The 20953-nt window shown below is 69.5% G+C and carries 23 protein-coding genes; 10 read left to right on the forward strand and 13 right to left on the reverse strand.

Going from position 1 to position 20953, the window contains the following annotated elements:
- Window positions 1-146: 146 nt before the first annotated feature.
- Both AC1DXK_RS11850 and AC1DXK_RS11855 read right to left on the reverse strand, forming a co-directional pair.
- Window positions 147-734, reverse strand: coding sequence for a histidine phosphatase family protein (locus tag AC1DXK_RS11850; protein WP_457107247.1), 588 nt, complete (start codon window positions 732-734; stop codon window positions 147-149).
- A 5-nt stretch (window positions 735-739) separates the two neighbouring features.
- Window positions 740-1171, reverse strand: coding sequence for a VOC family protein (locus AC1DXK_RS11855; RefSeq protein ID WP_457107248.1), 432 nt, complete (start codon window positions 1169-1171; stop codon window positions 740-742).
- 414 nt (window positions 1172-1585) lie between these two features.
- Between AC1DXK_RS11855 and AC1DXK_RS11860 the strand changes: the two genes are divergently transcribed.
- Window positions 1586-3277 carry a methyl-accepting chemotaxis protein gene (locus AC1DXK_RS11860; RefSeq protein ID WP_477297845.1) on the forward strand — a complete coding sequence of 564 codons (1692 nt, stop codon included), beginning with the start codon at window positions 1586-1588 and terminating at the stop codon, window positions 3275-3277.
- A gap of 6 nt (window positions 3278-3283) precedes the next feature.
- On the opposite strand, the gene recF is transcribed toward AC1DXK_RS11860, so the two are convergent.
- Together recF and dnaN are read right to left on the reverse strand one after the other, a co-directional pair.
- Window positions 3284-4438 (reverse strand): DNA replication/repair protein RecF, encoded by a 1155-nt coding sequence (gene recF / locus AC1DXK_RS11865; protein ID WP_457107250.1) that lies wholly within the window; start codon window positions 4436-4438, stop codon window positions 3284-3286.
- Between the two features lie 209 nt (window positions 4439-4647).
- Complete coding sequence (gene dnaN / locus AC1DXK_RS11870; RefSeq protein WP_457107251.1) at window positions 4648-5769, reverse strand: DNA polymerase III subunit beta; 1122 nt, start codon at window positions 5767-5769, stop codon at window positions 4648-4650.
- 289 nt (window positions 5770-6058) lie between these two features.
- On the opposite strand from dnaN, the gene AC1DXK_RS11875 reads away from it, so the two are divergent.
- Window positions 6059-7363 (forward strand): MFS transporter, encoded by a 1305-nt coding sequence (locus tag AC1DXK_RS11875; protein ID WP_457107252.1) that lies wholly within the window; start codon window positions 6059-6061, stop codon window positions 7361-7363.
- 77 nt (window positions 7364-7440) lie between these two features.
- On the opposite strand, the gene AC1DXK_RS11880 is transcribed toward AC1DXK_RS11875, so the two are convergent.
- Window positions 7441-7686, reverse strand: coding sequence for a hypothetical protein (locus AC1DXK_RS11880; RefSeq protein ID WP_477297848.1), 246 nt, complete (start codon window positions 7684-7686; stop codon window positions 7441-7443).
- Between the two features lie 181 nt (window positions 7687-7867).
- The gene (locus AC1DXK_RS11885; protein ID WP_457107253.1) at window positions 7868-9130 is read right to left on the reverse strand and encodes a hypothetical protein; all 1263 of its coding nucleotides are present in this window, start codon (window positions 9128-9130) and stop codon (window positions 7868-7870) included.
- 411 nt (window positions 9131-9541) lie between these two features.
- Between AC1DXK_RS11885 and flgB the strand changes: the two genes are divergently transcribed.
- The 8 genes from flgB to recA all read left to right on the forward strand — a co-directional run bounded on the left by flgB (window position 9542) and on the right by recA (window position 17274).
- Window positions 9542-9955: a flagellar basal body rod protein FlgB gene (flgB, locus tag AC1DXK_RS11890; RefSeq protein ID WP_457107254.1), complete on the forward strand. Its 414-nt coding sequence runs from the start codon at window positions 9542-9544 to the stop codon at window positions 9953-9955.
- 65 nt (window positions 9956-10020) lie between these two features.
- Entirely contained in the window at window positions 10021-10428 is a 408-nt protein-coding gene (flgC, locus tag AC1DXK_RS11895) for a flagellar basal body rod protein FlgC (RefSeq protein ID WP_457107255.1), read from the forward strand.
- 32 nt (window positions 10429-10460) lie between these two features.
- Window positions 10461-10775: a flagellar hook-basal body complex protein FliE gene (gene fliE / locus AC1DXK_RS11900; protein WP_457107256.1), complete on the forward strand. Its 315-nt coding sequence runs from the start codon at window positions 10461-10463 to the stop codon at window positions 10773-10775.
- 64 nt (window positions 10776-10839) lie between these two features.
- Window positions 10840-11106 (forward strand): flagellar biosynthesis protein FliQ, encoded by a 267-nt coding sequence (gene fliQ / locus AC1DXK_RS11905; RefSeq protein WP_457107257.1) that lies wholly within the window; start codon window positions 10840-10842, stop codon window positions 11104-11106.
- A 51-nt stretch (window positions 11107-11157) separates the two neighbouring features.
- Window positions 11158-11919 (forward strand): flagellar biosynthetic protein FliR, encoded by a 762-nt coding sequence (gene fliR, locus AC1DXK_RS11910; RefSeq protein ID WP_457107258.1) that lies wholly within the window; start codon window positions 11158-11160, stop codon window positions 11917-11919.
- Window positions 11920-11972: 53 nt separating this feature from the next.
- Window positions 11973-13040 carry a flagellar biosynthesis protein FlhB gene (gene flhB, locus AC1DXK_RS11915; RefSeq protein WP_477297851.1) on the forward strand — a complete coding sequence of 356 codons (1068 nt, stop codon included), beginning with the start codon at window positions 11973-11975 and terminating at the stop codon, window positions 13038-13040.
- A 208-nt stretch (window positions 13041-13248) separates the two neighbouring features.
- Window positions 13249-16005, forward strand: a complete 2757-nt coding sequence (cckA, locus tag AC1DXK_RS11920) for a cell cycle histidine kinase CckA (RefSeq protein WP_457107260.1) — start codon at window positions 13249-13251, stop codon at window positions 16003-16005.
- A 207-nt stretch (window positions 16006-16212) separates the two neighbouring features.
- Complete coding sequence (gene recA / locus AC1DXK_RS11925; protein WP_457107267.1) at window positions 16213-17274, forward strand: recombinase RecA; 1062 nt, start codon at window positions 16213-16215, stop codon at window positions 17272-17274.
- A gap of 471 nt (window positions 17275-17745) precedes the next feature.
- Here the strand turns inward: recA and rpsQ are convergent, their stop codons facing one another.
- From rpsQ to rplB, 7 genes are read right to left on the reverse strand one after another with little or no spacing between them, the layout of a single operon-like run.
- Window positions 17746-18012 (reverse strand): 30S ribosomal protein S17, encoded by a 267-nt coding sequence (gene rpsQ / locus AC1DXK_RS11930; RefSeq protein ID WP_457107261.1) that lies wholly within the window; start codon window positions 18010-18012, stop codon window positions 17746-17748.
- A gap of 22 nt (window positions 18013-18034) precedes the next feature.
- Window positions 18035-18250 (reverse strand): 50S ribosomal protein L29, encoded by a 216-nt coding sequence (gene rpmC / locus AC1DXK_RS11935; protein WP_457107262.1) that lies wholly within the window; start codon window positions 18248-18250, stop codon window positions 18035-18037.
- Between the two features lie 12 nt (window positions 18251-18262).
- A complete protein-coding gene (gene rplP / locus AC1DXK_RS11940) occupies window positions 18263-18676 on the reverse strand; it encodes a 50S ribosomal protein L16 (RefSeq protein ID WP_012319193.1) in 414 nt (137 codons plus the stop codon).
- Window positions 18677-18687: 11 nt separating this feature from the next.
- The gene (rpsC, locus tag AC1DXK_RS11945) at window positions 18688-19434 is read right to left on the reverse strand and encodes a 30S ribosomal protein S3 (protein ID WP_012319192.1); all 747 of its coding nucleotides are present in this window, start codon (window positions 19432-19434) and stop codon (window positions 18688-18690) included.
- Between the two features lie 10 nt (window positions 19435-19444).
- A complete protein-coding gene (gene rplV, locus AC1DXK_RS11950; protein WP_012319191.1) occupies window positions 19445-19831 on the reverse strand; it encodes a 50S ribosomal protein L22 in 387 nt (128 codons plus the stop codon).
- Between the two features lies 1 nt (window position 19832).
- Complete coding sequence (rpsS, locus tag AC1DXK_RS11955) at window positions 19833-20111, reverse strand: 30S ribosomal protein S19 (protein WP_012319190.1); 279 nt, start codon at window positions 20109-20111, stop codon at window positions 19833-19835.
- 5 nt (window positions 20112-20116) lie between these two features.
- Window positions 20117-20953, reverse strand: a complete 837-nt coding sequence (rplB, locus tag AC1DXK_RS11960; RefSeq protein ID WP_457107263.1) for a 50S ribosomal protein L2 — start codon at window positions 20951-20953, stop codon at window positions 20117-20119.

Genomic DNA, 20953 nt, shown 5'->3' on the forward strand with positions numbered 1-20953 from the left:
GGGCGGCCCCATTCGTGCCCGGCACCTGGAGCGAGGCCTGCGCGATCCTCTCGACTGCCCTCGCGATCGGCCGCCAGGCGCCCGAGGTCGCCCTCGCCGGAGCCCAAGCGCGCCTCGACGCGGCCCGCGCGCTGGCCCCCGCCTGATCAGGCCGCGGCGGGCGCGGCGTCGAGATCGAGCGCGATGGAGCCGCAATTCTCCAGGAACGTGCCGGTCAGATGGTAGAAGAACGTCCCGTGCCCCACGACCGCGATGGCCCGCTCGGGCCGGGCGCGCAGCCAATCCCGGAACGCGGCGACGCGGGCGTCGAACAGGGGACGCGGCTCGACCGGATAGCCGCCCACCTCCGAGCCCGGCTCGGCGTGCCACCAGACCTCCGGCAGATGCCCGACATCGAGGTGCGGGAACTCGGCGGCGATCTCTGAGGCTGCCCGACCGACGTCGCAGCTGCTCTCCTGGCATTCCCGATGCAGCACCTCGACCAGCACGCGCGGCTGGCGCGGATGGTCGCCGAACAGGATCGCGGCGGTCTCGATGGCACGGGTCAGGGGCGACACGACCACGAGGTCGAACGGGTGCGCCCGGAGCCGGTCCCGCGCCGCCCGGGCCTGGGCCTTCCCCAGTTCGGTCAGGCGGGCGTCGGGGAAGCCGGGATCCCCGCCTCCCGACCTGTGCGCGGCATTGAACGTGGATTGCCCGTGGCGGATGCAGAGGATGCGTGGCGTGTCCGGCATGGTTCTCAAGGATGCGTCTCGAAGGGGCGAGGCGGGGACGGCCAGGCGAAACGGCCGCCGCGCTGGATGACCTCGATCTTGTAGCCGTCCGGATCCGTCGCGAAGAAGAACCGGGCGAGCACCGCGTCCGCGTGCTTGAGCGTCTTGACGTCGGTGACCGTGAAACCCTCGCGCCGATGCCGCGCGTGCTCGGCGTCGAGGTCGTCGACCACGAAGGCGATGTGACCATAGCCGTCGCCGAGGTCGTAGGGCTTGTCGCGCCCCTTATTGACCGTGAGTTCCAGTTCGAACGGTGAATTCGGGTCGCGCAGGTAAATGAGGGTGAAGTCCGGAAAGTCGAACCGGTCGGAAAGCTCGAGCCCGAAGGCACGAGTGTAGTAGTCGCGCGCGCGCTCCTCTTCGAGAACGCGGATCATGGCGTGGACGGGCTTGGACATGCGCTCGTGATTCCGTGAGCACGCTGGCGACGTGCCGAGCCCCCTATGTGGCGTCCCGCCGGACGCTGAAAAGGTTGGCGCCCCGGGCATGCCTGTCCGGCACCATGCCCCGCCGATGAGGCTGCAGCGGTGTCATGAACCCAATAGGCGCGGAACGCTCTGATCACAAATATGCGGCGTCTAGACTACAATTCGAGATTTTAAGAGCTAAAAAGTATGTTTTCAAGTCAAACATCGGTTCTATTCGAAATGCAATCGATTATTATTCATGACACAGAACGTTGATTTGAAGGCGACGTAACAATCATGTCTTGACAAAAACGCAAAATTAGGATTTTTTTACTCATGATAGCCAAGATCGATCCCGCCGACACTCAGCCGTGCGTCATTGATTTCGAACGGGGCCCGAAGACCGTGCTACGATTGTCAAACATCAAGGTTCTGCCCAAACTGGCCACCGTCATCGCGTTGATCAGCCTGATCGTCGGCGGCTGTGTCTGGTACGCACAGTCGCGAATGACCACGATCGACGACGGATACAGTCGCTTCATCGTGAACGAGGCAGCGGCCGTCGCCGAGGCGCGCCGGCTCAACCGCCTGATGATCGAACTCAATTATTACGTGTACCGGGTCATCGCGGAGACCGAGCCCTCCCAGATGCAGGAGGCCAACAGGGGCTTCGAGGCCGCTCTACCGAAGGTGAARGAGCTGCTCCCGGTCTTCCGCGCGCACGCGCCGAGCTTCGCCACGCGCATCGACGAGCAGTCCGCCCGCGTCGAGCGCTACGTCCGGGACGTGAGCGAGGTCCGCCGGCTCGGTTCCGCCAACCAGAACGATCAAGCCATCGCGCTGGTGCATTCGGCGATCGATCCGGTCTTTTCCAGCATGTTGGCCGACGGCAACGCCCTCGCAGAGGATATTAACGCCTACATGCAGAAGGGTTCGGACGACCTGACCGACCAGACCAACACCACCCGCCAGACCTTGATGATCGTCAGCGCCCTCGGAATGCTGGCCGGCCTGCTCGCTGCGGTCGTGATCGCGACGATCGGAATCACGCGCCCGCTCGACCGCCTGGTCAAGGTCCTGCAGCGGATGGCCCAGGGCGAGATCGACGCCGAGATCACGGAAGCGCAGCGCCGGGACGAGATCGGGGCGGTGGGCAAGGCGGTCGAGGGCATCAAGGCCATGGTCGCGCGCAAGGCCGCCGAGGAGGCCGAGGTCAAGCGCCTCGCCGACGAGGCCGCGGCGGCCGAACGCAAGCGCACCATGCTGGAACTGGCGGACGGGTTCGAACGGGCGGTCGGGAGCATCGTCGGGATGGTATCGTCCTCGGCCACCGAGCTTCAGGCCACCGCCCAGACCATGACGGCGAGCGCCACCGAGACCGCCAGCCAGTCCACCACCGTGGCGGCCGCGGCCGAGCAGGCCGCCGCCAACGTCCAGACCGTAGCAGCCGCGGCGGAGGAGCTGGGGACGTCGGTGCAGGAGATCGGCCGGCAGGTCCTGGGCTCGGCCGGCCTCGCGCAGACGGCGGTCGGGGAGGCGGATCAGACCCAGCACCTCGTGCAGGCCCTGAGCCAGGCGGCCACCCGCATCGGCGACATGGTCGGGCTGATCTCGAACATCGCCGGTCAGACCAACCTCCTGGCCCTCAACGCCACGATCGAGGCTGCCCGCGCCGGCGAGGCGGGCCGCGGCTTCGCGGTCGTCGCCTCCGAGGTGAAGGAGCTGGCGGCCCAGACCGCCCGGGCGACCGACGAGATCAGCCAACAGATCGGCCAGATCCAGGGCGTGACGGGTCAGGCGGTCTCGGCCATCGACACGATCACGGCGCGCATCCGCGAAATCGACGGGGTGGCGGCCACGATCGCGGCGGCGGTGGAGCAGCAGGGCGCGGCCACGCAGGAGATCGTGCGCAACGTCTCCCAGGCCGCCACCGGCACCGACGAGGTCACCAGCAACATCACCGGCGTGGCCAAGGCCTCCGAGGAGACGGGCGCGGCTGCCGCCCAGGTGCTCGGCGCGGCGGGTGAGCTGTCGCGCCAGTCCGAGCATCTCGGGGCGGAGGTCTCCCGCTTCCTGAGCACGGTGCGGGCGGCCTGAGGCCCGTCAGGCCCCGATCCGGAGCACCTGGGTCCGGGCGCCGGCCTGCGCGAAGGCATCCGGGTCGGCGCCGGTCATCCAGACCTGTCCCGGCAGCGCCTCCAGGGCCTCGAACAGGCCGGCCCGCCGCCGCGGGTCGAGATGGGCCGCCACCTCGTCGAGGAGGATGAGGGGCGCGATCCCGCTCATGGCCCGCACCAGCCGGGCATGCGCGAGGACGAGCCCGATCAGCAGCGCCTTCTGCTCCCCGGTGGACGCCGTTCCCGCCGGCACGTCCTTGGGACCGTGGCGGACCACGAGGTCGCTGCTCTGCGGCCCGATCAGGGTGCGGCCGGCGGCCCGGTCCCGGTTGCGGCCGTGGCGCAGCGCCATGCGGTAGCGGTCCTCCGCCTCGATGGCGGGCCAGACCGCCACGAGGTCGTCGAGGTCGCCTTCGAGGCGGATGGAGGCCCAGGGAAAGGGCTGCCCGTCGTCCCGGGTCTCGGCGATGAGCCGGTCGAGGCGCTCGGCGGTCTCCCGGCGGGCAAGGGCCACGGCGACGCCCAGCTCGGCGACCTCCCGCTCCACCGCGTCGAGCCAACGGTCGTCGTCGGGCCGCTCCTCCAGCAGGCGGTTGCGCGAGCGCAGAGCCCGCTCCATCGCGGAGACCCGGGCGCCGTGCGCGGCATCGACTGCCAGCACGAGACGGTCGAGGAACCGCCGCCGGTCCCCGGCCGCCCCGCGGAACAGCCCGTCGAGGTCGGGGGTCAGCCAGACCACCCGCAGGAACTCGCTGAACGCCACCGGCGAGGAGGCCGTGGCGCCGTCGATCCGGCAGAGCCGGCTCGCCCGCCCGTCGGGACCCGGCGGCTCGAGACCCGTACCGAGCCGGTGCTCGGCGCCATCCCGGTCGAGGGTGAGCGAGACCGCGAACCCTCCCGGACCGCCATCGCGCGCCATCGCGGCGAATTCCGCCCGGCGCAGGCCCCGGCCCGGCACGAACAGCGAGAGCGCCTCGAGCAGGTTGGTTTTGCCCGCGCCGTTCTCTCCGACCAGCGCCACAAACCGGGCCGTTGGGCTCAGCTCGAGATCGGCGTGATTGCGGAAATCGCGGGCGATCAGGCGGGTGACGCGCAGATCCGACCCGTTGGGCTCGACCCGCGGATCGACGACATCGCTCATCGGTGAACCCGGAGGTCGAGCCGCACCGCGCTCAACCGTCCCTTCCTATCTGACATCCCATTCAACACCCTCCTCCTGAGGTGTCCGCGTCGGCGGGCCTCGCAGGAGGGCTCCAGAACCCATGTCGCACTCTGGCGACCTCTCGCGAGGCCCCCGCTACGCTCCGGCACCCCAGGACGAGGGCAGGAACAGGACGTGCCGCGGCGGTCTCACACCCGCATCGGCATCAGCACGTACAGCGCCGGCGCGCCTTCGCGGTCTTGGATCAGGGTCGGGGAACCGGGATCGGCGAGCTTGAACAGGGCGGTGTCGCCCTCGAGCTGCGCGGTGATATCGAGGAGGTACCGGGCGTTGAACCCGATATCGAGATTGGCCGCCTCGTAGTCGACATCGAGTTCCTCGGTGGCACTGCCCGAATCCGGGTTGTTCACCGAGAGCGCGAGGCGACCCTCGACGAGCCCGAGTTTGACGGCGCGGCCGCGCTCCGACGAGATCGTCGAGACCCGGTCCACGGCCTTGGCGAAGGCGTCGCGCTCGACGGTCAGCCGCTTGTCGTTGTTGGCCGGGATCACCCGCTGGTAATCCGGGAAGGTGCCGTCGATCAGCTTGGAGATCAGGGTCAGGCCGCCGGCGAAGCGCAGGCGGATCTTGGCGGGCGACAGGTCGACCGCGACGGTCTCACCGCCGTCGTCGAGGAGCTTCTGGATCTCGGCGACCGCCTTGCGCGGCACGATCACGCCCGGCATGCCGACGCTGCCCTGCGGGGCCGGAAGCTCGACGCGGGCGAGCCGGTGGCCGTCGGTGGCCACCGCCCGCATCACCGGGCCGCCCTCAGTCTCCAGCGTGTGCAGGTAGATGCCGTTGAGGTAGTAGCGGGTCTCCTCGGTGGAGATCGCGAACTGGGTCTTCTCGATCAGCCGCTTCAGGTCGGCGGCGGCGATCTCGAAGCCGTGCGGCATCTCGCCGGCGGCGAGATCCGGGAAGTCGCCCTCCGGCAGGGCGCCGAGGGCGAAGCGCGAGCGGCCGGACCGGATCGTCATCTGGCCGGATTCGCCACCGGTCTCCAGGGAGACCTGCGCGCCGTCGGGGAGCTTGCGCACGATGTCGTAGATCACGTGCGCCGGCACCGTGGTGGCGCCCGCATCCGACACGTCGGCCGGCACGCTCTCGGTCACCTCGATGTCGAGATCCGTCGCCCGCAGCTGGAGCCCCGACCCTTCCGCCCGCAGGAGCACGTTCGACAGGATCGGAATCGTGTTGCGGCGCTCGACGACCCGGTGCACGTGGCCGAGCGACCTGAGCAGGGCCGCGCGCTCGACAGTGACTCTCATCGCAATACTCAAGTGATGTGGACGGCGCCGCGGCCGGCAGCCGTCGCGGAATATGGCCGTTCAGCTTGGCGAACGGGACCGGGGAACGCAAGGCCGCCGCTGGTGCGCCGCACAGCGACCTCCGAGCCCCCGTCGCCCGGCCCTGTCGGGTACCCGGTCGGGCAGCCGAGAGGGTCGGACAAGTCCGGCAGCCCCGTCGGGCACCCATGCCGAAACCGGGGTACCCGCGTGGGCCGCCCCGTGCGAAAGCGCCGCAATCGCCCCGGCCCCCTCCTTCCGCACCCCGATCATGTTGCAGACCGTCGACACCGCAGGCACGCCGCTTGCCGCACCGAGCGCCGCCCGGATCCTCGCCGCGAGCTTCGTCGGCACGGCGATCGAGTTCTTCGACTTCTACATCTACGCCACCGCCACCGCCCTGGTGATCGGCCCTGTCTTCTTCCCGGCGGGCGCACCCGGCGTCCAGCAGCTCAGCGCCTTCGCGACCTTCGCCATCGCGTTCATCGCGCGGCCGGTGGGCGCGGCCCTGTTCGGGCATTTCGGCGACCGCGTCGGCCGCAAGGCGACGCTGGTGGCGTCGCTGCTGATCATGGGTCTCTCCACGGTCCTGATCGGCTGCCTGCCGACCTATGCCGCCGCCGGCTGGTGGGCGCCCGCCGCCCTCTGCGTCCTGCGCTGCGGCCAGGGCATCGGGTTCGGCGGCGAGTGGGGCGGAGCGGCGCTCCTGGCGGTCGAGAACGCGCCGCCGGGTCGGCGGGCATGGTACGGAATCTTCCCGCAGCTCGGCGCGCCGGTGGGCTTCATTTTGGCCAATCTCGGCTTCCTGGCCCTCAGCTTCGGCCTGTCGCCGGCGAGCTTCCAGGCCTGGGGCTGGCGCCTGCCGTTCCTGGCCTCCGCGGCGCTCGTGGGCGTCGGGCTCTATGTCCGCCTCAAGCTGACCGAGACGCCCGCCTTCAGGGCGGCGCTCAGCGAGGCGCGGCCGGAGCGCGTCCCCTTCGCGACGATGCTGACGCAGCATGGACGCTCGGTCCTGGTCGGCACCCTCGCGATGGTGGCGGTCTACGCGGTGTTCTACCTCTCCACCGTCTTCGCCCTGGGCTACGGCACCGGGACCCTCGGCTACAGCCGGCCGACCTTCCTGCTGTTCGAGTGCATCGCGGTCTGCTTCATGGCGCTCGGCACCGTGGTGTCGGGTGCCGCGGCCGATCGCTTCGGGCGCCGGCCGGTCCTGCTCTCCGGGATGGCGGTGACGTTCCTGCTGGGTTTCCTGATGGGGCCGATGCTCGGTCACGCCGCCGGCAGCGGGACCTGGCCGCCCGTCCTGGGCTTCCTGTGCCTCAGCCTCCTGACGATGGGCTGGGTGTTCGGGCCGATGGGTGCCGTCCTGCCCGAGCTGTTCCCGACGCGGGTGCGCTACACGGGTGCCTCGGTCACCTACAACCTCGCGGGGATCCTGGGCGCCTCAGGTGCGCCCTACATCGCGCAGGAACTCGTGGCGTTCGGCGGGATCGGCTTCGTCGGGTTCTACCTGTCGGCGGCCGCGATCCTCAGCTTCCTCGCGGTCCTGGCGATGCAGGAAACCGCTGGGCGCTGACGGCACGCGGCTGCGCGGCTCGGTGCGCCCTCAAGACCGAAGGATCGCCCCCCGCCCCCGCGAAGCCGGTTCCGGTTTCAGCGTTCCAGCTGGGCCGAGGGATCCAGCCCATCGGACACGACGGGCTCGAAGCGCCCGAGGAACCGGGTCCGTTCCCAGAGTTCGATCGCGTCGCGTTCGACCATCGCCCGGGCGCGGCGGCGCGCCTGCGTGTCGTCCTCGGCTGGCACGATCTCGGCCGCGAAGACCCGGCCGGCCCGGTCGAGCCTGAAGGCCCTGTAGGCGCGACTGCGGTGAGCGGTTTCGGCGTTCGTTGCGAGCATCGGACAACCTCCGCGACCGAACGTCCCGGATGAGGGTTAACCGATGGTTAATGGCAGGTCTCGTCGCCCTGCTCCGCCGACCGAGACGCATTCCGACGGCCCTGCAGGCGAAACGCGACGGACCCCGTTTATGGGCGTGCCTGCCTCGCGGACAGACTGCATTGCGCCGCGATGCGGGCGTTCAGCTCCGCTTGTCGAGGGGGCGGCCGAGAAGGCGGGCGAACTCAGCCTCGATCTCCTCCACGGAGAACGGGTTGCCGGATGACTTCGCTTCCGGGGGCTCTACGGCGGGCGGGGGTGCCGGCGGCGGCGGCGCGAAGACCGGAGCGGCCTTCGGCATAGCCGGAGGCACAGGCGGCGCGGGAGGCGGCGGCGCGGGTACAGGAACGCTCGGCGCCTTGGTTGGGGGCGAGGGCGGGGTCGCCACATGCTGGGCAGCAAGGGGCGGCCCCGGATCAGCGGGGGCGGAGGCCATTGCGGCCGCGACCGGATCGACGCCCTGGGTCGGGGCGGGGGACGGCGCGATCTGGGGCGCCGGGGTCACCGCCGAGGACGAGCGCGACAGAGCGGCCTGAAGCTGTCGAGCCATGTCGGACAGGACGACCGGATCGACCGACCGGCGCTCGGAGGGCACGGCGAGGGCCGGCGCCGGACGGGGGGGCTCCAACTCCGCGGGTACCGTCTCCGGCTTGCGCTCGGAGGCGGGATCGGGCCGCGGTTCGACGAGGGGCGGTGCGGTCCGGCTCAGGATCCGCCGGGGGATGGTCGGCTCGCGCGCAGGGGGGGCGGGCGGCTCTGCCACCAGAGGAGGCGCCGGCGGGCGCAATGGTGCCGGCGGCGGGGCGAGTGGCACGGGCGCGGGGATATCCTGGCCGGGCTCATCGCCAACGAGCAGGGCGGCATCGAGGGGGAGCCGCACCGACGGGCCAGCCGCAGAACGCGGCACCGGCGGCGGTACCACCACCGGCATCTCAAAGCCCGGATCGAACAGGGGCTCCGCGCGGCGCCCCGCTGACTCGGGCAGGACCCGCGGCGGCTCGGGCAGGCGACCGCCCTGGACGAGCGGGTCCTGGAGCGGCTCGGCGAGAGGCTCGGTCGTCAGTTCCGGCCGAAGGGCCGCCTCGGGCAGCGGTCGCTGGCTGCGCTGGATGTTGCGCTCGACCACCACGTCGTTGGGGCCGCCCACGAGCAGCAGGTGCTCGACGTTGTCCCGGCGCAGAAGGATCAGTTGCCGAGCGCGGTCGAGTTCGTAGACGTCGACGATCCCGAGACGCGGCTGCCGCCCGCGATTGCCGGTACGCCCCGGGAGCGCCAGGCTTCGGCCCGTCAGCCGGCGCACCGTGAACACGATGGCCGCCAGCGCCGTGAAGATGACGGCGAAAATGACAATATACTGGACGATGGGGGAGCCGTCAGAGCCGAACACGAATTGCAGCCATCGCAAGGTTACGCACTCGTCCGTTCCGGCCGCCGCGGATGCGTGCCGGCACGGCTTCATCCTTACCACGCCGGGGGGGCGGCAGGGCAAACGACGTTAAGAGTTCGTTAACAGACCTTTTAATTGTCGGCGATCAAGACAATAGGGCGAGGATCAGGGACCGGCGCGTCGCCATCGCGCATCGACGATCCCCTGTGGACCGGCGCGCGATGCACCTCCCACCATATCTCTCCCTGGCTCCGCGATCCGAACGGCGCCTTCGCACGCGAAGCGGGGACGAACCTCGCCTTCCCGAGAGCACCGGTCACGAGACCGGGTCGACGGCGTCGAACGGCTTAACGCGGCGTTAACCATGCGCGCGGCAGATTTTGCCGAGCCCGCTCGTTCCGGCGCGGCCACGCCACAGCGGAGGCGACCTTGGCCCTCACCGACCTGCCCGTGCTGGGCATGCTGCGCACGCGGATGCAATGGGCGCAGGCGCGCCAGGGGTTGATCGCCGAGAACGTGGCCAACGCCGACATGCCGGGCTTCAAGCCCCGCGACCTCGTGGAGCCGCACTTCGACCGGGCCAGCGGCGCCCTGGCCGCGACCGCGTCAGCGACCGCGGCCAGCCTGTCCCTGACGAGCCCCGGCCACATGGCTCCGGCCGGGCAGGGGGTGGGGACGGATTCCAAGCGCGCGAAGGGCTTCGAGATCCGCCCCAGCGGCAACGGCGTCAACCTCGAGGACGAGATGATGAAGGCCGGCGACAACCAGTCGGATTATCAGCTGGCCGCCTCCCTCTACCAGCACAGCCTCACCACCCTGAAGATCGCGATCGGCAAGAGCTGACGCGCGGCCGCCGGCAGTCGAGCGCCGTCTCCATACGGTCGCGGTAGGATAGAGGGTCCCGAACCATGGAATTCAGCAAGTCGCTGGCGGTGGCGGCCTCCGGCCTCAAGGCCCAGTCCGGCCGGATGCGCATCATCGCGGAGAACATCGCCAACGCCGATTCCGCGCCGGCCTCCGCCGGGGCGCAGCCCTACCGCCGGAAGATCCCGAGCTTCACGAGCCATCTCGACGACGAGACCGGCGCCCGGCTCGTGGAAGCCGGACGGGTCAAGCGCGATCCATCGGCCTTCCGGACGAAGTACGAGCCGGGCAACCCCGCGGCCAACGCCCAGGGCGAGGTGCAGATGCCCAACGTCAACGCGCTCATCGAGAACATGGACCTGCGCGAGGCCCAGCGCTCCTACGAGGCGAACCTCAACATGGTCAGCGCCACCCGCAAGATGCTGGCGCAGACCCTCGGGATCCTGAAGTGACCGGTCGGGACGCTTAGCAAGGACGCATGGCGATGGCTTCGAGCAACTTCGCGGCGGGTGCCTACGCGGCCGTCCAGGGCCTCGCCGGCGGCCGGCCCGCGCCCCGGGTGCAGCCGACGACCGGCACCGGCACCGACTTCATGCAGATGCTCGGGCAGACCCTGGACAGCGTCGGCGATACCGGCCGCCGGGCCGACGCCCAGGCCGTCTCGGCCGCCACCGGCAAGGCGAATGTCGTGGATGTGGTCACCGCGGTGGCCGAGAGCGAGACCGCCCTCCAGACCATGGTGGCGGTTCGCGACCGGATGATCTCCGCCTACGAGGAGATCATGCGCATGCAGATCTGAACGGCCGTCCGGCACGTCCTCCACCCGCGCCACCGCCCATGCCCCTTGCACAGATCGCATCCCCATGACCGGCCTCGCCATCCTCGACATCGCCCGCGACGGCATCTTCGTCTTCCTCAAGGTCGCCGGGCCGCTGATGCTGGTCGCCCTCGCGGTCGGGCTCGCCGTCTCCCTGGTCCAGGCTCTCACGCAGATCCAGGAGCAGACGTTGATCTACGTGCCGAAGGTCGTGGCGGTGTTCGCCACCCTGCTGCTGATGCTGCCTTTCATGGGCGACGCCATGGCCGGCTACATGACCCGCATCGCAGCCCGCATCGCGGCCGGCGGCTGATGCGCGGGCCGGCCGCGACAGGCGAGGACCGCGCGTGCCATACGGGCGGCGATGAACCTGCTCCTGCCCGGCATCGCCTCGGCCTACCTGATCACCTTCGCGCGCATCGGCACGCTGATCATGCTGATGCCGGGCATCGGCGAGCAGACCGTGTCGCCGCGCCTGCGCCTCGCCTTCGCGCTGCTCACGACCCTGGTGCTGTTTCCGACCGTGCGGCCGCTGCTCGGCGGGACGGAGGGCGTAGCCGGCCCGCGGCTGATCGGGCTCCTGTTCGGCGAGACGATCGTGGGCCTGGTGCTCGGGCTGACCGTGCGCATGGTCCTCGCAGCCCTGCAGACCGCCGGTGTGATCATCTCGGCGCAGGTCGGCCTGTCCTACGCCATGTCGGTGGATCCGAGCCAGGGCGGCCAGCAGGTGGCGATCGGCAACTTCCTGTCGTTGCTCGGGATCACGCTGATCTTCGCCGCCGACCTGCACCATCTCGCGATCGAGGGTGTGGCCCGCAGCTACGAGGTGCTGCCGCCCGACGGCGTCCCGGCCTTCTCGGACGCGCTGATGCTGGCCACGAAGGCCCTCGCCCGGGGCTTCACCCTGGCGGTGCAGATCTCCGGTCCGTTCATCGCCTTCGGAATCCTATTCAACCTCGGGCTCGGCGTGCTCTCGCGGCTGATGCCGCAGTTGCAGGTCTTCTTCCTGGCGGTCCCGGCCTCGGTCCTGATCGGCATGCTGATCCTGATGGGCTGCCTGGGCGTCATGATGGGCGTGTTCCTGGACGATCTGGGCCGGTATCTCGGGGATTACGTCGGCCGCTGAGCGGCCGCGCCGCCCGCACCCCGATCCCTCGTCCGCGCTGAGAGCGACGCCCGATGGCCGACGATACCGACGACGAGGACAAGACCGAGGAGCCGTCCCAACGGCGGCTCGATCAGGCCATCGAGCGCGGCGACGTCGCGACCAGCAGCGAGATCAACACCTTCGCGATGCTGGGCGCGTTCACCCTGACGCTGCTGGTCGCCGCCCCCGGCATCGCCACCAACCTGCTGCACGGTCTCAAGGCTTACCTCGCCAACGCCTCCACCTTGCCGGACGACGCCACGGCGATGCGGGCGGCCATGACGCACGGACTGTGGCTGTGGCTCCAGGCGGTGGCCGTACCCGTGGGGGCGGCCATCGTGGCCGGGTTGGCCGCGGGACTCCTGCAGCACCCCCTGGTCTTCACCACCGAGACGCTGATGCCGAAATTCTCGCGCCTCTCGCCGATGGCGGGCGTGAAGCGGCTCGTCGGCGTCGAGGCCTTGTTCCAGTTCGGCAAGGGTCTGGCCAAGATCGGCGCCGTGGGCATCGTCGGCGGCGTGGTGCTGTGGAACGACCGCGACCGGCTGGAGGTGTTCGCACGCCTGGACCCGGCGGCGTCCCTGCCGGCGATCCTGTCCCTCAGCCTGCGGCTGCTCGCCGGCATGCTGTGCATGCACCTCGCGATCACGCTCGGCGATGCGCTCTACGCCCGGTTCCGCTGGCGCAAGCGCCTTCGCATGTCGAAGGAGGAACTCAAGCAGGAGATGAAGGAGTCGGAGGGCAACCCGGAGGTCAAGGGGCGCCTGAAGCAGCTGCGGATGGCCCGGGTGAAGAAGCGCATGATGGCTGCGGTCCCCACTGCCACCGTGGTGGTGACGAACCCGACCCACTACGCGGTGGCGCTGCGCTACGAGACCGGCATGGGCGCGCCCGTCTGCGTCGCCAAGGGCGTCGATGCCCTGGCGCTGCGGATCCGCGCAGTGGCCGCCGAGCACGGCGTCGCGGTGATCGAGAACCCGCCGCTCGCCCGGGCGCTCCACGCCACCGTGGAGATCGACCGCGAGATTCCGGCCGAGCACTACCGGGCGGTGGCGGAAGTCATCGGCTTCGTGCTGCGCCTGCGGAAGCGGGCGGCGTAGGGCGCGCGGGCGACAGCCGGGACCGTGAGGCGCGTGGAACCGGACGGCATTGTGAGCCGGAGACGGTCGCCGTGTCGGAAGGCCACGCTTCCTCCACCTTTTTTCGCGAGGCTGTAGCGAGGCTTGGCGCGACGAGAGTGGTGCCGCCCCGCGCGTGTCCTGTTATGGCCGGCAAGCCCAACCGGGTGACTGTTCTGGAATGAAGCCGATGGCCGATGTCACTGGACCTCCGGCGCCCGCCGCGAGCCCGCAGAATTCGGGTCTTCCGGTCTCGCAGGCGTCTGCCCTGGTGGGGACGGGCTCGATCGACCGCTCGGAGCAGCCGGGTCGGGTCGGGCTGCTGCTCGTGCTCGCCGGCCTCCTCGTCGGGGCGGCCATCGGCCTGTCCTTCGTGGCCAACGAACAGGCCCAGTCGCTCATCGTGTGGCTGCTCGCCCTGCTGGCCATGGCGGGCGTGTTCTTCCTGTTCGCCCTCGCCATCGGGGCGCTGCAGCTGAGCGGCAGCGCCGCCCGGGACGACATCACCAAGGGCATCGTCGATGCCTCGCCCGACGGGCAGCTCGTCGTCGAGGAAGGAGGCCGCCTGATCTACGCCAACGAGGCCTATCTGCGGATCGCCAGCGGCAACACCTTCTCCAACCTCGTGCCGGTGGAACGCATCCTCGTCGGCTCCCCGGAGGTCTCTGAGGCCGTCTATCGCCTGTCGCAGGCCTCGCGCGACGCCCGCGCCCATACCGAGGAGGTCCGGATGTCGCCGCCGCTCGGGCCGACAGCCGGCGATCGCGGCTTCGGGTGGTACCGGGTCTCGGTGCGGCCGCTCGCCCGTCCACGCCGGGCCGCCTCGCTCTGGACCGTGGCCGACATCACCGCCGAGCGGGAGCGGCAGGAGAACGTCTTCCAGGAACTCCAGCACGCCATCGACTACCTCGACCACGCCCCAGCGGGCTTCCTGTCGATCGATCCGGCCGGCGCCATCGTCTACATGAACGCGACCCTCGCGGCCTGGCTCGGCTACGACCTCGCCAGCGTCGGCCCCGGCGGCCCGCATCTGACCGAGATCGCCCCGGAGGCGGACGTCCTCGTCCGGACCGCAGGCCTGCCGGGCGAGGTGCGGACCGACCGCTTCGACCTCGACCTGCGCCGCCGCAACGGCCACACCCTGCCGGTGCGGCTCTATCATCGGGTCGCCTTCGGCAAGGACGGCAAGCCCGGGTCGTCGCGGACCTTCGTGATCAACCGGTCGGCCGGGGCCGAGACCGACGAGCCGCAGCGCGCCGCCGAGGTGCGCCTCGCCCGCTTCCTCAACAACTCGCCGATCGCGATCGCGACCCTCGACCGCGCCGGCTGCATCGCCCGGGCGAACGCCTCGTTCACCCGGCTGTTCGGAACCGTGCCGCGCCAGGCCGACGACGGCGCCCTCGACGGGGAGGGCACGCCCCGGGTCGAGCCGAACGTCGGCGACTCGGTGGCCGACCGCACCGCCCTGGAGGCCGGGCTCGCCCGTGCGGCGAGCGGCCGGACCGATCCGGAACCCATCGAGGTCCAGCTGTCGGGACCGGGCGGCCGCTCGGCCCGGGTCTGGCTCAGCCCGGCCGACGGCGGCGATCCGGGACAGCAGACCGACGAAGCCGAGCGGGTGATCCTGTACGCCCTCGACACGACGGCGCAGCGGCAGCTGGAGCAGCAGGTCGCCCAGGCCCAGAAGATGAACGCGGTGGGCCAGCTGGCAGGCGGCATCGCGCACGATTTCAACAACGTGCTGCAGGCGATCATCGGCTACTCGGACCTGCTGCTCGCGAGCCACCGGCCGACCGATCCGGCGTTCCAGGACATCATGCAGATCAAGCAGAACGCCAACCGGGCGGCGGGCCTCGTCCGCCAGCTCCTGGCGTTCTCCCGCCGTCAGACCCTGCGCCCGGAGGTGATGAACGTCGGGGAGGCGCTCTCCGAACTCACGCTCCTGCTCAAGCGCCTCCTCGGCGAGCGCGTCGCCCTCGAATTGAAGCACGGCCGCGAGGTCTGGCCGGTGAAGGCCGACGTCAACCAGTTCGAGCAGGTGATCGTCAATCTCGCGGTCAACGCCCGGGACGCCATGCCGGAGGGCGGCAAGCTGATGATCCGCACCGAGAACGTCACCGATCCGGGAGCAGCCAGCGGCGCCGAGGGACGTGGCGGGGCGCCGGCTGGCGACCATGTGCTGATCGAGGTGCGCGATACCGGCCAGGGCATCCCGCCCGAGCTGATGGAGAAGATCTTCGAGCCGTTCTTCACCACCAAGGAGATCGGCAAGGGCACGGGACTCGGCCTGTCGACGGTGTTCGGCATCGTCAAGCAATCCGGCGGCACCATCGACGTGCAGTCGAAGATCGGGGAGGGGACGGCGTTCCGGATCTACCTGCCGCGGCACGTGCCCGTGGCGGAGCCCGAGGAGGTGCCGTCCCTGCCTTCCGACACCACCCTGCCGCGGGCGGAGCCCCTCACGGCGATCGCCGCCTCGCCGAAGTCGGACGCCAAGCCTGGCGAGCCCGGCGCGGCGCCCGGCACCGCGACCAAGAGCGAGAAGCCAGCGCCGCGCAAGCCCGCGGCCGATCATACGGGGCAGGGGACCATCCTCCTCGTAGAGGACGAGGACCCCGTCCGCGCCGTCAACAGCCGGGCGCTCTCGGCCCGTGGCTACACCGTGCTGGAGGCCGCCTCCGGCCTCGAGGCGCTGGCCATCGTCCGCGAAGGCAGCCAGCCGATCGACCTCGTGGTCTCGGACGTGGTCATGCCCGAGATGGACGGACCGACCCTCCTGCGGGAGGTCCGCAAGCACCAGCCCGACCTGAAGGTGATCTTCGTCTCCGGCTACGCCGAGGATGCGTTTCGCAAGAACCTGCCGGAGGGCGAGACCTTCAACTTCCTGCCCAAGCCCTTCAGCCTCAAGCAGCTGGTCGAGACCGTCAAGAAGACCATGGCCGATTGAGGGACGGGCGCGCCCGAACCCTTCGGAACGGCGCGGGCTCGTGCGGAGCCCGTGCCACCCGCTCTCCGCGGGAAACCACCCACCGGCCCTTGCCGAAAGAGAACAAAACAGGTACACAAAGCGGGTGTTGGCGCGCGTTGTGAACTGCGCCCAACCCCTTCATAAGGAGCCCGCCAGATGGCCCAGCCCGCATTGAAAGTGGTCGACATGCCCCCGGTGGACAAGGACAAGTCCAAGGCCATTGACGCCGCCCTGGCCCAGATCGAGCGCGCCTTCGGCAAAGGCTCGATCATGCGGCTCGGCAAGAACGACAAGGTCCAGGAGGTCGAGACCATTTCCACCGGCTCCCTCGGGCTCGACATCGCGTTGGGCGTCGGGGGCCTGCCGCGCGGGCGCGTGATCGAGATCTACGGTCCCGAATCCTCCGGCAAGACCACGCTGGCACTGCACACGATAGCGGAGGCCCAGAAGAAGGGCGGTGTCTGCGCCTTCGTGGATGCCGAGCACGCCCTCGACCCCGTCTATGCCCGCAAGCTCGGCGTCAACCTCGATGACCTGCTGATCTCGCAGCCCGACACGGGCGAGCAGGCCCTGGAGATCACCGACACGCTGGTGCGGTCCGGCGCCATCGACGTCCTCGTGGTCGATTCGGTGGCCGCGCTCACGCCGCGGGCTGAGATCGAAGGCGAGATGGGCGAGAGTCAGCCCGGACTCCAGGCACGCCTGATGAGCCAGGCCCTGCGCAAGCTCACCGGCTCGATTTCGCGGTCGAACTGCATGGTGATCTTCATCAACCAGATCCGGATGAAGATTGGCGTGATGTACGGAAGCCCGGAGACGACCACGGGGGGCAACGCCCTGAAGTTCTACGCCTCCGTGCGCCTCGACATCCGCCGGATCTCGACCCTGAAGGATCGCGACGAGGCGATCGGCAATCAGGTCCGCGTCAAGGTGGTGAAGAACAAGGTCGCGCCGCCGTTCAAGCAGGTCGAGTTCGACATCATGTTCGGCGAGGGCGTGTCGAAGGTCGGCGAACTCATCGATCTCGGCGTGAAGGCCGGCATCGTCGAGAAGTCCGGCGCCTGGTTCTCGTACAATAGCCAGCGCCTCGGCCAGGGTCGCGAGAACTCGAAGGGCTTCCTGCGCGACAACCCGGAGATTGCGTCCAAGATCGAGGCCTCGATCCGGCAGAATTCCGGCTTGGTGGCCGAGAAGATCCTGGAGAACGCAACGCCGACGGCCGACGATCTCGAAGAGGGCGACGCCTAGGCGCTCGCGGCCGAACCCGTCGACGACCCGGATCGCCAAGCATTGAAGGCGGTCGCAACCCCTTCCGGGACCTGAGGGTCGCGGAGGGGGTTTCGCTTTGCGCCGGGACCGCCGCCCGTCGCATTCGCGGCTGGATGCAGCAACTGGATGCAGCAACGGGGGCCAACCGCGCGGCGGCAACACCCTAGGTCGCGCCGAACCGGAGCACCGGCATCGCTGCAACGCCTCTGGACGCAGCCGCGCCAACCGCGGCGGGCATTCCGCCTCGAGAAGCCCCGGCCCCTGACGGCGAACGCGCAAACGACGACGCCCGGAGCGAATCCGACTCGGGTGAGCCGAACTGCTTCCGGGCGTTCGTCGTTCGACCCTGGTGTTGCCGTCACCCAAGCGCTCAGGAGCGCATGCCGCTCGGCAACCGGATCGACAGAGACCGGGCGGATGCGGAAGACCGCGCCTGCCGCAGCCCCAGGATCAGGCGGCCTCGCCAGCCTCGGGGGCCTGGGCCACGTCGCCCTCGACCAGCTTCCAGGTCTTGGTCTTCGAGAACGGGCGGCACTCCTCGATGAACACCGTCTGCCCGACCTTGGCGACATTCGCCTCGTCGTGCGCGTGGTAGTTCTTCGAGCGACGCACGGTCTTCTTCATCACCGGGTGCGTGAAGCGACGCTCCACCTTCACCACGATGGTCTTCTCACCCTTGTCGCTGACGACGGTGCCCTGAAGGATGCGCTTCGGCATGGTGTTCTCCTAGAGGCCCGCGTCAGCTCTTGGGCTGCTGCAGCGTCTTGGCGCGCTGCAACGTCCGGACACGGGCGATGTCGCGTCGGACCTCACGGACGCGAGCGACGTTCTCGAGCTGGCCGGTGGCCCCCTGGAAGCGCAGGTTGAACTGCTCCTTCTTGAGGTTCAGCAACTCGTCATTCAACTGATCCGGCGACAACGCCTTCAGATCAGACACTCTCTGGGTCGACTTCACGATATCCTCCGTTCAGTCGGCGATGCGCTGGACGACCCGCGTGCGGATCGGGAGCTTCGCGGCGCCGAGGCGGAGCGCCTCCTTGGCGATGTTCTCGGCAACGCCGTCGACCTCGAACATGATCCGACCGGGATGCACGCGCGCAGCCCAGTAATCCGGGGCGCCCTTACCGGAGCCCATGCGGACTTCAGTGGGCTTCGACGAGACCGGCACGTCCGGGAAAACCCGGATCCAGACACGGCCCTGACGCTTCATCTCGCGGGTGATCGCGCGGCGGGCCGCCTCGATCTGGCGGGCGGTGACGCGCTCGGGCTCCACCGCCTTCAGGCCGAACTGGCCGAAGTTCAGCTCGAAGCCGCCCTTGGCCGCACCGTGGATGCGGCCCTTGAACTGCTTGCGGAAGCGGGTCTTTTTCGGTTGCAGCATGGCTTCCTACCTTACGCGTGCTCGCGCTCGCGGCGTCCGCGCTCGCGGCCGCCCTCGCCATCGCGCTCACGGCGTCCGCCGGAGCGGCCGCCCTCTTCCTGGGCCTTCTTGTCCTGGGCCATCGGGTCGTGCTCGAGGATCTCGCCCTTGAACACCCACACCTTGATGCCGCAGGTGCCGTAGGTCGTGAACGCCGTGGCGGTCCCGTAATCGACATCGGCGCGCAGCGTGTGCAGCGGGACGCGACCCTCGCGGTACCATTCCTGGCGAGCGATCTCGGCGCCGCCGAGACGGCCCGAGCAGTTGATCCGGATGCCCTCGGCGCCCAGACGCATGGCCGACTGAACGGCCCGCTTCATGGCGCGCCGGAAGGCGACGCGGCGCTCGAGCTGCTGGGCGATCGAGTCGGCCACCAGGGTGGCATCGATCTCGGGCTTGCGCACCTCGACGATGTTGATGGTCACGTCGGCCTTAGTCATCGTGCCGACGAGCTTGCGCAACTTCTCAATGTCCGCGCCCTTCTTGCCGATCACCACGCCCGGACGGCCCGAGTGGATGGTGACCCGGCACTTCCGGTGCGGGCGCTCGATGACGATCTTGGAGACCGCCGCCTGCTTCAGCTGCTTCATGAGGGCGGCGCGGATCGCGACGTCCTCGTGCATGAGCTTCGCGTAGTCGCCCTTGTTGGCGAACCAGCGGGAGTCCCAGGTCCGGTTGATGCCGAGCCGGAGACCGATCGGATTGACTTTCTGGCCCATCAGATCCTCCTCAGGCCGCTTCGGCCTGGCGGACTTCGCGAACCACGATGGTGAGGTTCGAGAAGGGCTTCAGGATACGCGCGCCGCGGCCGCGGGCGCGGGCGTGAAAGCGCTTGAGAACCAGCGCCTTGCCCACGAAGGCCTGGGAGACGACTAGGTCGTCCACGTCCAGATCGTGGTTGTTCTCGGCATTGGCGATGGCGCTCTCGAGGCACTTCTTGACCTCGGTTGAGATCCGCTTGCGCGAGAACTGCAACTCGGCGAGCGCCGTGTCGACCTTCTTGCCGCGGATCATCTGCGCCACGAGGTTGAGCTTCTGCGGGCTGACGCGCAGCATGCGCGCGACGGCCTTGGCCTCGTTCTCGGGGAGCGCGCGGGGGGTGGCTTGCTTGCCCATCTCAGCGCCTCTTCGCCTTCTTGTCGGCCGCGTGGCCCGGGAAGGTGCGGGTCGGCGAGAACTCGCCGAACTTATGCCCGACCATTTCCTCGGTGACGTAGACCGGGATGTGCTTCTGCCCGTTGTGCACACCGAAGGTGAGCCCGACGAACTGCGGGAGGATCGTGGAGCGGCGGCTCCAGATCTTTATGACCTCGGAGCGCGAGGAGCCCCGCGCCGCCTCGGCCTTCTTGAAGAGGTAGCCGTCGACGAACGGCCCCTTCCAGAGAGAGCGTGCCATAGCGATTACTTCTTGCGGTTGTGGCGGCTGGACAGGATGAACACGTCGGTCCGCTTGTTGGACCGGGTCTTCTTCCCCTTGGTGGGCACGCCCCAGGGCGTGACCGGGTTGCGGCCGCCCGAGGTGCGACCCTCGCCGCCGCCGTGTGGATGGTCGACCGGGTTCATTGAAACGCCACGGTTGTGCGGGCGCTTGCCGAGCCAACGGTTGCGCCCAGCCTTGCCGAGCGAGATGTTCATGTGGTCCGGGTTCGAGACCGCGCCGACGCTGGCGAAGCACTGGCCGTGAACCAGGCGCTGCTCGCCCGAGTTCAGGCGCAGGGTCACGTAACCCTGGTCGCGGCCTACGATCTGCGCGTAGTTACCCGCCGAGCGGGCGATCGCGCCGCCCTTGCCGATCTTCAGCTCGACATTGTGGACGATCGTGCCCACCGGCATCGAACCGACCGGCGCAGCGTTGCCCGGCTTGATGTCGACGCTCTCGCCGGCCACCACCTTGTCGCCCGGCTGCAGGCGCTGCGGGGCCAGGATGTAGCTCTGCTTGCCATCGGGGAAGTTGATCAGCGCGATGAACGCCGTGCGGTTCGGATCGTACTCGATCCGCTCCACCGTGGCGGCGACGCCGAGCTGCTCGCGCCGCTTGAAGTCGACGTTGCGCAGGACGCGCTTGTGGCCACCGCCGCGGAAGCGGACGGTGATGCGGCCCAAATTGTTGCGGCCGCCGGAGGACGACTTGCCCTCCGTCAGCGCCTTCACCGGCTTGCCCTTGTAGAGCTCACGGCGGTCGACGAGCACGAGCTGGCGCAGGCTCGGCGTGACCGGTTTGAATGTCTTCAAGGCCAT

It is taken from the genome of Methylobacterium sp. P3_A11, from assembly GCF_056403155.1.

Coding starts and splice junctions, on each gene's coding strand:
- recA (WP_457107267.1), top strand. CDS start 16,213: ATGCCCCCGGTGGACAAGGACAAGTCCAAGGCCATTGACGCCGCCCTG.
- rplV (WP_012319191.1), bottom strand. CDS start 19,831: ATGGGCAAGCAAGCCACCCCCCGCGCGCTCCCCGAGAACGAGGCCAAG.
- flgC (WP_457107255.1), top strand. CDS start 10,021: ATGGAATTCAGCAAGTCGCTGGCGGTGGCGGCCTCCGGCCTCAAGGCC.
- fliQ (WP_457107257.1), top strand. CDS start 10,840: ATGACCGGCCTCGCCATCCTCGACATCGCCCGCGACGGCATCTTCGTC.
- rpsQ (WP_457107261.1), bottom strand. CDS start 18,012: ATGCCGAAGCGCATCCTTCAGGGCACCGTCGTCAGCGACAAGGGTGAG.
- dnaN (WP_457107251.1), bottom strand. CDS start 5,769: ATGAGAGTCACTGTCGAGCGCGCGGCCCTGCTCAGGTCGCTCGGCCAC.
- rpsC (WP_012319192.1), bottom strand. CDS start 19,434: ATGGGCCAGAAAGTCAATCCGATCGGTCTCCGGCTCGGCATCAACCGG.
- recF (WP_457107250.1), bottom strand. CDS start 4,438: ATGAGCGATGTCGTCGATCCGCGGGTCGAGCCCAACGGGTCGGATCTG.
- rplP (WP_012319193.1), bottom strand. CDS start 18,676: ATGCTGCAACCGAAAAAGACCCGCTTCCGCAAGCAGTTCAAGGGCCGC.
- AC1DXK_RS11880 (WP_477297848.1), bottom strand. CDS start 7,686: ATGCTCGCAACGAACGCCGAAACCGCTCACCGCAGTCGCGCCTACAGG.
- AC1DXK_RS11850 (WP_457107247.1), bottom strand. CDS start 734: ATGCCGGACACGCCACGCATCCTCTGCATCCGCCACGGGCAATCCACG.
- rplB (WP_457107263.1), bottom strand. CDS start 20,953: ATGGCCTTGAAGACATTCAAACCGGTCACGCCGAGCCTGCGCCAGCTC.
- cckA (WP_457107260.1), top strand. CDS start 13,249: ATGGCCGATGTCACTGGACCTCCGGCGCCCGCCGCGAGCCCGCAGAAT.
- flhB (WP_477297851.1), top strand. CDS start 11,973: ATGGCCGACGATACCGACGACGAGGACAAGACCGAGGAGCCGTCCCAA.
- fliE (WP_457107256.1), top strand. CDS start 10,461: ATGGCTTCGAGCAACTTCGCGGCGGGTGCCTACGCGGCCGTCCAGGGC.
- AC1DXK_RS11855 (WP_457107248.1), bottom strand. CDS start 1,171: ATGTCCAAGCCCGTCCACGCCATGATCCGCGTTCTCGAAGAGGAGCGC.
- fliR (WP_457107258.1), top strand. CDS start 11,158: ATGAACCTGCTCCTGCCCGGCATCGCCTCGGCCTACCTGATCACCTTC.
- rpsS (WP_012319190.1), bottom strand. CDS start 20,111: ATGGCACGCTCTCTCTGGAAGGGGCCGTTCGTCGACGGCTACCTCTTC.
- AC1DXK_RS11875 (WP_457107252.1), top strand. CDS start 6,059: ATGTTGCAGACCGTCGACACCGCAGGCACGCCGCTTGCCGCACCGAGC.